A 10,640-nucleotide genomic window follows, 5' to 3' on the forward strand; every position below is an offset into this window, starting at 1 on the left:
TTATGATGAAAAACGCCCTCATGATCATTTTTCTTGTTTTCGCTTCTTGTCTTTACGGAGCTGAATTGACTGTCAGGCCGGACAAATTAGAGACGGTTGTCGCCGGATCCTGTATTTTTTCTGTTGAAATAAAGACGTCGGGTTCCGAAATTCTGACGGATATTCAAATTGACGCAGACAAAACATTTCAGCTGTCAATGCCGTCGATCTCAACGAGCACAATAATTGTCAACGGCCAAAAAAGTTCTTTTCATATTTACGCTTATTCAATCTACCCGATATCCGGCGGTACTTACACAATATCCGTAAAAGCAGTCGTCTATGACGGAAAAACAACAAGAAATATAACAGGAACTCTGCCGGTTTTTGTCAAAGGAGACTCGGTTCCTCTTTATTCATACGACAGGACAAGCTCAGGAATACCGGTTTTGACGGCTATAAATCCCGTCAAGATGGCAATGACTGTTAGCGATCCTGAACCCTACGTCAACGAACAGCTGGTCGCCGAACTTTCGATTTACTCGAAATTCAAACTTTTAAAATACCCGGACTTCATTTATTATCCCTCCTTCAATGGATTCTGGACCGAGACCGGCGACAGTTATTTCACGGCATCTCAAATACATACGGAATTCGGCACAGTTTATAAATACTCCGTCAAATGGATACTTTTCCCTGTTCAGGCTGGAACGGCAACTATCGGCGGTGCGGGGACCGAAATCGTCATTTCTTCTTACCCGTTGCTGCCGCGAAAATTGAATCTGTATTCAGACTCCATAATTCTATTTGTCAAACCATTGCCGAATAATTGTGTGCCTGCTTCATTCAAGGGAAGCGTCGGTAATTATTTAATTTCCATGGAAGCTCCGCGGTATATTGACTCTACCGCTGAAATATGCGTCGTCGTTTCAGGAACCGGCAACATAAAAGGTATCGAAGAAATTGAGATCCCTGAAATAAATGGTGCGGACATATACTTCGCGTCTTCTGAAATCGAAATAGAATCACGGGAACCGCATCTAACGGGCAGAAAAATATACAGATGGACAATAATACCCTACTCTGACGAAGAGATAATCATTCCACCTCTGCAATTTTCCTATTTTGATCCTGATCTTTCCAGTTACGTCACGAGTCAAACACCTGTTTGCACTCTTGGGATCACAGGATGCGCGTCTTCATCACCTGTTCCGTCTCTGACAGACACCTTGCCCCTGAATTCTGAAATAAGCGTATTGAAATTCCCTGGCCTGCCTGACAAGGTCTTGTTTGCCGCCTTCGTTTTTTCTGCTTCAGTTTTCACTCTGGGTACCGCGCGATACCTCGCAAAAAACAGCAAAGTTTTTACAAGAAAAAGAAATCGCTCGAACAGATATAAAACATACTTGAAAAATGCCATCAAATACGCCCACGCAGAAGATTACGACAAGTCTTTTGACTTTCTTAAAAAAAGTCTTCAGTCGTTCTTTTCTGAAAAAGAATCGGAAAAAATGAGTTTGAAGGAAATTTCGGAAGCCGTTTTCGAACTGACCGGCGACAGATCCTACGAAGAAATCTTTGCCAGGCTCGAAGAGATTGATTTCACTGAAAAGACGGCCGTAAAAAGCATAATCTACGACATCAAAGCAGTGGAGAGGCTTTATAAAAGAATCGAGAAAGCCGGAATTACAATCAGTCGACGGTTATAGCTGCAACAGCCGCGTATATACTTTTAGCCCCGCTTTTTTTCAAAACCCTGTGAGCTTCTTTTAAAGTCGCCCCGGTGGTCATGACGTCGTCTATCAATATTACGGTTCTGTCTCTCAAAAACCGGAATTCTTCACCTTCGGACATTTTTCCCTTCATGTTTTCAGCTCTTTCTTCCCTGTTCAATCCCATTTGATTTTTTTTCTTCCCCTTTAACTTGAGGACTTTGCGTCGGCATTCACCGTCCAGTAGCCGGGCGGCGGATTCCGCCATCAACCGTGCCTGGTTGAAACCTCTCTGCCTCAAACTCTTTCTCGAAGAAGGTACCGGCACAAAAACAACGGATTCCTCAAAAGCCGGTATTTTTTTTGACAGCTCCTCTCCCAATCTCTTAGCGAGTCTGGAATACCCGTTGAATTTCATGGCCAATATGCTTTCTTTAAGAGGGCTTCTGTAGGGCCCCAAATAGAACAAGCCGGCAAAAGGCAGTTTCAGTTTTTCTGCACAGTGCTGGCATTTGCCTTCACCGGGCAAGGGAAGAGAACAAAAAGGGCACTTGTCAAATATTCCGCACAGCTTCAGGCAATCATCGCAAAGAAAAACTTCTTCGTACCCGAGCATTTTACCGCAGAAGCGGCATTTGGAAGGCAGAAAAAATGAAAATACGGCAGAAACGAATCTTGCCGTGGAAGGGAATATCATTGTCCCGACGATGTCAGATTGAACAGAACGCCCAGCAAAAAGAACGACATCAACATCGAAGACCCTCCGTAGCTTATAAAAGGAAGAGGGATACCTACAATTGGCAGAGAACCGAGAGTCATCCCGACGTTCACTGTAATCTGAAAAGCGAAAAGACTGCTTATTCCTATTATCACCAGATGCTGACTCATTGCTTTGGTTTTGTACGCGAGAGTGATGGTTCTGACCAAAAACAGAAAATACAAGATCAGCAGAAAAACAGATCCGACGAAACCGCTCTTTTTTGCTATTACAGGAAAAATAAAATCCGTGTGTTGTTCCGGAAGAAAAGACAATTCCCTTTTTTCAAGATGCAGGATACCCTCTCCCCATATTCTTCCGGATCCTATGGCCATCTTCGATTGAAGTATATGCCATCCGGCTCCGGTTGGGTCTTCGTTGGGATCAATAAATGTCATTATCCTTTTTCTCTGATACTCTTTCAGAGTTCCATTCCATATGAGAGGAGCCGAAATCATCATGACAATATTCACAGTCAGCACAATGAAGACAACAGACCATTTTATCCTGAAAATAACAAAAGTCGCAATCAGAACTGTGTACAAAGCCGCTATCAGCGCGGTATTGAGAACGGAATAGGAGTTTATAACAAGAAGAATAGCCAGAATAACGGACACAAACGGCGAAATCAGGTAAACAATCGCCGTCAAACTTACACCGGAAAAGTACAACATTGTAAGAAAAATAAAAATGTAAATCACCGAAGTCCCAAGGTCCGGTTCCGCCATTACAATCAAAAAAGGCAGGAATGTTATGAGGAATGCTTCAAAAATTATCAGGGGATCGTTTGATTTGCGCCTTGTCGCTGCGGGAAGTTTGTAAAACTTGTCTTTTTTTGAATGTTTCCATTTCAAAAAATTTCTTTTGACCGCGTCATAAAAACTGTATCTTTCTGAAAGATACCTTGCCAAAGCAAAAATCAGACCCAGCTTGGCTATGTCCGACGGCTGAGCTTTAAAAAGTCTGAAATCTACCCACCTGTTCGCCTGTCCCGCGCCCAAACCCGGAATGAGGGGAAAAAGAAGAAAAAGGACAGTCAGAGCGTAGAATATGTATGAATACGACATGACAAAAGACATTTTAAGATTCAACGAAATCAAGAACATCACGACAATCGACACGGCTATCCAAATTATCTGTTTGAGTAAAAATGAAGGCCCCGCCCACAAAGTAGCCTGATTCAGAGCGAACAATCCGAACAGTATTATCAGGGCTGTTACTGTTATCAGCGCGGCGTCGGGCGCGTTTTTTTCTTTTACTTTATAATCCATTGTCTTTCCAGTGTTCCATTGCTCTTTCAGCCGATTCAGAAACGCTAATATTATCACAATCTATCCAAAACACGTCCTTAATTTTTTTCAGCCACACAATCTGTTTTCTCGCGTACTGCCAGGTGAGGGTAGATATCTTTTTGAGAGTTGTCCCAAAATCGGCGACTCCTTCATAATATTCGAGGGCTTCCCTGTAACCTATTGAATTCATCGGCCAGGTTTCGATTCCGTGTCTATCCCTCAGAAGAGCGGCTTCTTCAGGCAAGCCTCCTTCAATCATTCTTCGGGCTCTTTTTTCTATTCTTTCCCTGAGTTTTCCGGCCGTCATTGTCAATCCGACATACTGAGCACTAAAAGTATTTTCCTTTTTTTTTTCTTTCCAAAGCGTCCTCATCGGTTTGCCTGTCTGATAATAGATTTCGAGCGCTCTAATTATTCTAACGGCGTCATTCTTATGTATTGACATAGCAGATTCACGGTCGAACCGACCGAGTTCGGTCCAAAGTTTTTCAAGTCCCTCTTTTTTTATCCTTTCTTTCAGTTGTTTTCTCAGTTCGACGTCGACAGGCGGAGCGTCAAACAGGCCTTCGAAAAGGGCTCTCAGATAAAGACCGCTTCCGCCTTCGGCAAGGGGATTCCCTTTTTTAAAAGTTAAAATTTCAAATGCCCGTCCGGCAAACTCTTTCGCCGAAAAAATTTCGCTGGGCTCGCATACGGCGACCATTTCGTAGGAAAATTCTTTTATTTCTTTCTCTCCGGGAGAAGCGCTTCCTATTGTCAGCCCTTTGTATATCTTTCTCGAATCGGCGCTGATTATGTAATCGGCAAAACCCCTTTTCACAGCAGTCTCGGCGACTTCAGTTTTCCCGACAGCAGTCGGGCCGACAATCACCGGTACGATTTTCATTTTGTCCTTCCGAATCTTTTTTCCAATTCCCTCGTAGTTATTCGTACAATAGTCGGCCTTCCGTGCGGACAAACGTGCGGACAACGGCAAAGAAACAATTTCCCGATCAGGCTCTCTATTTCAGACGGCTGAAGCCTGTCTCCAGCACGAATGGAAGCCTTGCAAGCTATCGCCCGGGCTGTCTTTTCTGCGGTGTCGTTTTTCCCGTTCTGAGAAAGTATGTCCTTTACAAGAGAAGAAATTTCCCGGGGTGAATTGTTTTCTATACCGGACGGGACTCCTTCCACTGAAACAGCATGACTTAACAGTTTGACGCGGAATCCGGCTGAATACAGCATGTCCCCTTTTGTTTTTTCGAACTTGTCCCAGAGTTCATCGTTTAAATTCACTATTACGGGGAACAAAAGATTCTGAACTGTCAGATCTTTGTTGAAAAGGATTTCCTCGTACAGAATTCTCTCGGCGGCGGCGTGCTGATCTATCAGCATTATGCCTCCTTTAGTCTCTGCAATTATGTACGTGTCATGTATCTGGAAAAAAGCCGCGCCTGAGATTGCTATTTTTTCCGGATTATAAAATACTGTTTCCGGTTCCTTAAGAATTTCGAAAATCTCACTTTCGCCGGTATTTATTATGGCTGTTTCCTGAGTTTTTTCACTTGCAGGAGAGTCGTAGGAATCATTGAACGCTGTTTTTGACGATTTATAAATCCGGGCGGGAGATATAGCGTTTGAAACTGCTCTTTTTATTTCTCTGAAAACAAATCCCGGATCACTGAATTTCACATTCTCTTTTGAAGGATGGACGTTGACATCAACAAGGGAAGGATCTATTTCAACGAAAACTGCAAACAAAGGAAGTCTGTCAAAAACCAGAGGTCCGTACCCGATCCTCACAGCGGCGCTGAGGCTTTTGTCTGTCACCGCCCTTTTGTTGACGAATAACGGACTGAACGGCTTTTTCGAAGCGATCGAGGGTTCTCCGAGAATTCCGTGAACCCTGAGATCGGGCAGTGCATGTTCAAACGGGACGAAATGATCGCGCAGGTCGCCTGAAAAGAAAGCGCAGTATCTTTCGATGATGTCGTCCTCAGGGGAAACGGATAAAGGCTTTTTCCCTTCGTCGTTCCACAAAAAACTGACACCGGGATTGGAAAGACAGAGGCAGGCAAACGCTTTTTTCGCCCGAAGAGCTTCTCCTGAAGCCGTTTTAAGAAATTTCCTTCTGGCCGGGACGTTAAAAAAAATGTCCTGAACTTTGACAGACGTCCCCTTCCGGAATACAGAAGGAAATGTCTCCGTTATTTTTCCTCCTTCGGCGGTCAGGGTGAAGCCTGACAAACCTTGTACGGAACTGGTCAGTTCGAACCTTGAGACCGAGCAAATTGAAGCGAGAGCTTCACCCCTGAAGCCGTACGATTCGAGCTCGAAAAGGCAATCAAAACTGTCTATCTTGCTCGTCGCATATCTGGTCACGGCGAGTTCCATGTCTTCGGGAAGTATTCCGTCTCCGTCGTCTTTTACCAGTATCTTTCCTAATCCGCCGTTTTCGAGAAAAACTTCAATTTTTAAAGCGCCTGAGTCTATGGAATTTTCCACGAGTTCTTTGACGACCGAATGAACTCCGCCAAGAACTTCTCCGGCGGCTATCTTCGAGACGAGATAACCGTCGAGTTTCTTTATATTTCCCATTTCAGATCAAATCGCTTCTACGTCTCCGATTTGTTCTCTTACATGTTTTTTGTATTCTTCATCCTGTGATATTTCAAGGATCTTGTTGAGAAGAGCGAGAGCGTCGTCTTTCTGATTTCTTTCCGCGTAAAGGGTTGCCAGATTCCTCATGGCATGAATATTCCTCGGATCCAGTTCAACAGCCGTCTGATAGGCGATTTCCGCTCTTTCAAACCAAATCTCGCTGTCAGTACTTTCTTCCCAGAGTTCTTCGAAGGTCAGGTCCTTGAGATATACCATTCCGTAAAGGACTCCGAGGTTGTAATGAGCTTCCGACGAACCGTTTTCCCCGGCTCTTTTGAAAAGTTCTTCCGCTTCCTTGTACCTGTTCTCTTCTGTTAAAAGCAGACCCAGGTTTATCATTGCGTCAGTATCTCCGGGATTCTTTCCCAATCTTTCTTCGAGTCCTCTTATCTCTTCAGACGGCATTTTTTCTCCTTTTTTTTATGTCTAAAACCGCTTGTCCTTTCAAATTAATATTCTATATTATATGGGCTGACGGAATTTTGCTCAAGATGTATAATTTCAATCTCTAAAAAAGCGGCTCTTTGGAACTATTCGAAACAAAGGATTTTGATGAACGCAAAAATAAAGGTTGAAACTCACCTTCACACGGAAGTTTCAAAAGACGGAAAAATAAGATTGAAGGACATTGTCCGCGCGATAGAATCCGGTATAATAGATAAAGTTATCGTAACGGACCACGACGAGACTTCAAACGCGCTGTTTTTCGCCGGAAAATTCCCTGAGAACATCTTCCCCGGCGAAGAGGTCATGACACTGTCGGGTGAACTCCTTCTCTTATTCGTCAAAGAAAAAATACCCGGAGGACTTAGCCTGTCAAAGACACTGGAAATTGCTAAAGAACAGGGATGCTTCATAACTATACCTCATCCTTTTGACAGGTTCAGGAACTCGAGAATAAAAGACGCCATAGAAGAGGCCTCTCAGGCGGCGGACGCTATAGAAATATTCAATTCAAGATGTCTGCTGGCCTCCGACAATGAAAAAGCCCGGATTTACGCCCTCGGAAAAGGTTTTTTTTTCACCGCGGGCAGTGATGCTCACGTCCCCTCGGAGATTGGCACGAGCGGCCTTTTGATGCCTGACTTCAAGGACTCAGTTTCATTCAGGGAATCCCTGAAACGTGCGGAAGTTTTCGGCAAACTCAGCCCTTTTTTGGTGCACGCGCTTTCCACATGCGAAAAATGGCGAAAAAAAACCCGTTCCTGAAATCCGCAGTCAACGTCGGTATGATATGTCCTGGCGGGAACGCCGCGACTTTTTCCTCTCTCAGCCTTCACTACATGAAACAGGAACTGGCCGAAGAACCGGGCGTTTTCGCCGATTTCCTGTCAGAAGAAAAGGGCGTGCTAAAAGGTTTCGAAAGCGGTTTTGATCTAGGTAAATTTGACGTTTTAGCCGTCACTGCCAGCTGGCCGGGAGATTTTTTCAGCCTCAGGAAAATCCTCGACGCGACTCCTCCTGAAAAACGCAGATTCAGGATACTGTGCGGCGGGCCAGGCGTATTGACGGCGCCTCATTCGTTTCTCGGAATATGCGACGCAGTATTTTTCGGCGATGCGGACTATATTTTTACAGACATCGTCGGAGACTTTTTGGCTGAAAAAACCGAAATGCCGTGGCTTATATTCGCCGGAGAAAAAAGAGCGCCGAAAATAAGGTTCAGCAAAATTGGAACAGGCAAAATGACACTGCCGGGAAATTCTTCAAGTTTCGGCGAGACCGGACTCGTCGAAATTTCCAGAGGGTGTCCATTTTCTTGCAGGTTCTGCTGGCTCAGCGGCGTGAGGAAAAATTTTCAACCCAGAGACACAGGAGAGATTCTCCGCGACGTGGAGAGTTTCCCTAAAGGAAAAATAGGCCTCGTCAGCGCGGCGTTTTTGAGCCACCCCGATATAACAAAAATCATTTCTGTTTGTCCTTCCGTCTCTCCACCCTCGTGCAGAGTAGATCTTGTCACTCCCGAAATATTATCGCTCCTCGCTGAAAAAAATGTCAGAGCGCTAACACTCGCACCCGAGACCTGTTCGGAAAAGCTTTCAATTCAAATCGGCAAACCTTTCGACAAGAGAAAATTCTTTGAAACGGTCAAATTCGCCGGATTGAAAGGAATAAGGAAAATAAAGCTTTACATGATGACTGGTCTTCCCGGAGCGTCCCAGGACGACGCAAAAGAGACAGTTGAAACTCTTTTTGAACTGGCGGCTCTGACTAAAATCAGAATTGAAGCTTCCTTCAGCCAATTCATACCGATGCCTTTTTCTGAATTCAATTCTATGCCCCTCGCCGAGGGGCAATGTTATTCAGACGAGATCAATACACTAAAAGACGGGCTTAAAAAATGCAGAATTGCTACGAGGTTTTCATCTGACAAAACACAGAAAAAAATTTTCGATCTTATAATAAACAGTCAAAAGTATGTGACATGGTCAAATTAGATATTGATCTTTTCAATTTATTCGCATGGATAAGTTATATCGTGTTGATTTATGACAGCTTTAATATTATAATCTATTATTAACCTTGTGCAATGTTGTACAACAAATAACAGGAGGTGCTATGATGAGAATGTTTTTAGTGCTGTCTCTGGCACTGCTGACGCTCGCCTCGGCTGCTTTTACCGAGAATTTTTCCAGAGCCGGGAATCCCGACCCTGAAATACTTCCCTCTATAACCGGAACCATGTTCAGACAGGGCTCCAGGGCCGGCGACGTACTTTTCGTCGAGGCTTGCGGTCAGCCAGGTTTCGGCCCGGCTACAAAACCCGACCCGAGATGGACGATGTATCTCGACTCGACTCTCGGTCCCGGCAACTACGACTGGTACGGACCGATAAACGACACCGGCGACGGCCCGACGGTCGACACGATGCTTATGTACGATCTGGTCATCTGGAACACTTACGATTGGTGGTGGACAAGTCCGACTTATCCGTCTACGACCTCTCTCAACAACATGGCGTTGTACATGGATCAGGGCGGAAAGGTCTGGTTCATAGGCCAGGACGCGCACTGGAGCACGGGCACAGGTATGAACGCCTGGCTGCTTTCATATTTTGAAGTCCAGAGCGTCACAGACGATGTCATAAACGGCGTCTCTCCAATAACCTGCACCGGCGAAAATTTCCTCACCGGATTCAGCTACTCGAACGCTTCCGATTTTGCTTCGAACGATTTTTACTCCGACGGCCTGACTATGACCGCCAACGGACAAACCGTTACAGCGTCTTCCGGCTATCACATCAACTCCCTGGCCAACGACTCTAATGCAGCATACTGGACTAACGACCTGAGAACAATATCTCCAAACTCCACACCGATAGCCATAGTAGATACAATGCTGGATTACCTTTTGGGCACCGGCACAGGTCCCGACTACTGTGACACCATCACTTACTGGAACTGGGGAGACATTGAAAACGGAATAAACTACGGAGATCCGCCGGAATGGATGGCGATGGCGATCAAACTGACCCAGACAGAACTCTCTCCCTACACCGGAAGATACATCCGCAATGTGTGGTTCCAGCTCAGAACGGGCACCAACCCTGCCGCTGACGCCAGGGTAATCGTCTTGGGCGATACTGCTGTGGGCGACACACTCGCAGTAGTTCCTTTCACGGTTACCGGAGATTCCGGATGGTATTACATATCTCTCGGAGATGATTCCGTTCTTATCAACCCGACTGACACTCTCTGGATAATGGTCGGATTCACTTATGCTTCCGGAAATTATCCCTTCCCCTGCAACGCCGGATCTCTTATAGCTCAGAAGAGCGATTGGGCCTGGACAAACTCCGGAGGATGGGAATATCTCAGCGCTTACGGTCTCAACTACGGTTGGTGCATAGTCGCGACGACGTGCGCCGCCAACTCCGTCGAAGAAGAGATAATCGGTTCGCCGATATATCCTTTTGACGTCAGAGCAGTGACACCCATAGGAAGAAAGACTGCGATAAGCTTCTCGAGTCCTTTCATGGTCGGCGTCAATGTCAACGTATTTGACGTCACCGGAAGAATCGTCGAGAACCTCTTCTCGGGATCAATTCAGGGACAGAGGACTTTTGAGTTCACTTCAGACGTTCCGGGGACCTATTTCTATCAGGTCAACGCTTCGGGTGTAAACTACACGGGTAAACTGACGATCATAGACTGAGGATCTTTTCCTTATAAAGAGGGGGGCCCTGCTCCCCTCTTTTTTTTATTCACTTTGCGGTAGAAGTTATTTTTTTCATACTAGTTTTTAAGATAAAGAAATTTC

9 protein-coding genes are annotated in these 10,640 nt (G+C 45.2%); 4 read left to right on the plus strand and 5 right to left on the minus strand.

Going from position 1 to position 10,640, the window contains the following annotated elements; all coding sequences use genetic code 11:
* Window positions 1-2 precede the first annotated feature (2 nt).
* Window positions 3-1,688, plus strand: a complete 1,686-nt coding sequence (locus tag JXL83_03890) for a BatD family protein (GenBank protein ID MBN2363252.1) — start codon at window positions 3-5, stop codon at window positions 1,686-1,688.
* Here JXL83_03890 and JXL83_03895 read toward each other — a convergent pair.
* The 5 genes from JXL83_03895 to JXL83_03915 are packed head-to-tail and all read right to left on the minus strand — an operon-like array spanning window position 1,672 to window position 6,785.
* Window positions 1,672-2,388, minus strand: a complete 717-nt coding sequence (locus JXL83_03895) for a ComF family protein (GenBank protein MBN2363253.1) — start codon at window positions 2,386-2,388, stop codon at window positions 1,672-1,674. The two genes, JXL83_03890 and JXL83_03895, sit on opposite strands and share 17 nt — an antisense overlap.
* Entirely contained in the window at window positions 2,385-3,776 is a 1,392-nt protein-coding gene (locus tag JXL83_03900) for a rod shape-determining protein RodA (GenBank protein ID MBN2363254.1), read from the minus strand. Before JXL83_03900 ends, JXL83_03895 begins: the two co-directional genes overlap by 4 nt.
* On the minus strand, window positions 3,709-4,626 hold the full coding sequence (miaA, locus tag JXL83_03905; GenBank protein ID MBN2363255.1) for a tRNA (adenosine(37)-N6)-dimethylallyltransferase MiaA: 918 nt from the start codon (window positions 4,624-4,626) through the stop codon (window positions 3,709-3,711). The genes JXL83_03900 and miaA overlap by 68 nt, the downstream gene beginning before the upstream one ends.
* Window positions 4,623-6,317 (minus strand): DNA mismatch repair endonuclease MutL, encoded by a 1,695-nt coding sequence (gene mutL / locus JXL83_03910; protein ID MBN2363256.1) that lies wholly within the window; start codon window positions 6,315-6,317, stop codon window positions 4,623-4,625. Before mutL ends, miaA begins: the two co-directional genes overlap by 4 nt.
* 6 nt (window positions 6,318-6,323) lie before the next feature.
* Window positions 6,324-6,785 carry a tetratricopeptide repeat protein gene (locus tag JXL83_03915; GenBank protein MBN2363257.1) on the minus strand — a complete coding sequence of 154 codons (462 nt, stop codon included), beginning with the start codon at window positions 6,783-6,785 and terminating at the stop codon, window positions 6,324-6,326.
* 147 nt (window positions 6,786-6,932) lie between these two features.
* Here JXL83_03915 and JXL83_03920 point away from each other — a divergent pair, with 147 nt between their 5' ends.
* The 3 genes from JXL83_03920 to JXL83_03930 all read left to right on the plus strand — a co-directional run bounded on the left by JXL83_03920 (window position 6,933) and on the right by JXL83_03930 (window position 10,535).
* Window positions 6,933-7,589: a PHP domain-containing protein gene (locus JXL83_03920; protein MBN2363258.1), complete on the plus strand. Its 657-nt coding sequence runs from the start codon at window positions 6,933-6,935 to the stop codon at window positions 7,587-7,589.
* On the plus strand, window positions 7,565-8,818 hold the full coding sequence (locus JXL83_03925; GenBank protein ID MBN2363259.1) for a B12-binding domain-containing radical SAM protein: 1,254 nt from the start codon (window positions 7,565-7,567) through the stop codon (window positions 8,816-8,818). The genes JXL83_03920 and JXL83_03925 overlap by 25 nt, the downstream gene beginning before the upstream one ends.
* A gap of 121 nt (window positions 8,819-8,939) precedes the next feature.
* Complete coding sequence (locus tag JXL83_03930; GenBank protein MBN2363260.1) at window positions 8,940-10,535, plus strand: T9SS type A sorting domain-containing protein; 1,596 nt, start codon at window positions 8,940-8,942, stop codon at window positions 10,533-10,535.
* Window positions 10,536-10,640: the final 105 nt, after the last annotated feature.

The sequence above is a fragment of the candidate division WOR-3 bacterium genome (genome assembly GCA_016934535.1).
Taxonomy (GTDB): Bacteria; SDB-A; SDB-A; order SDB-A; family SDB-A; genus JAFGIG01.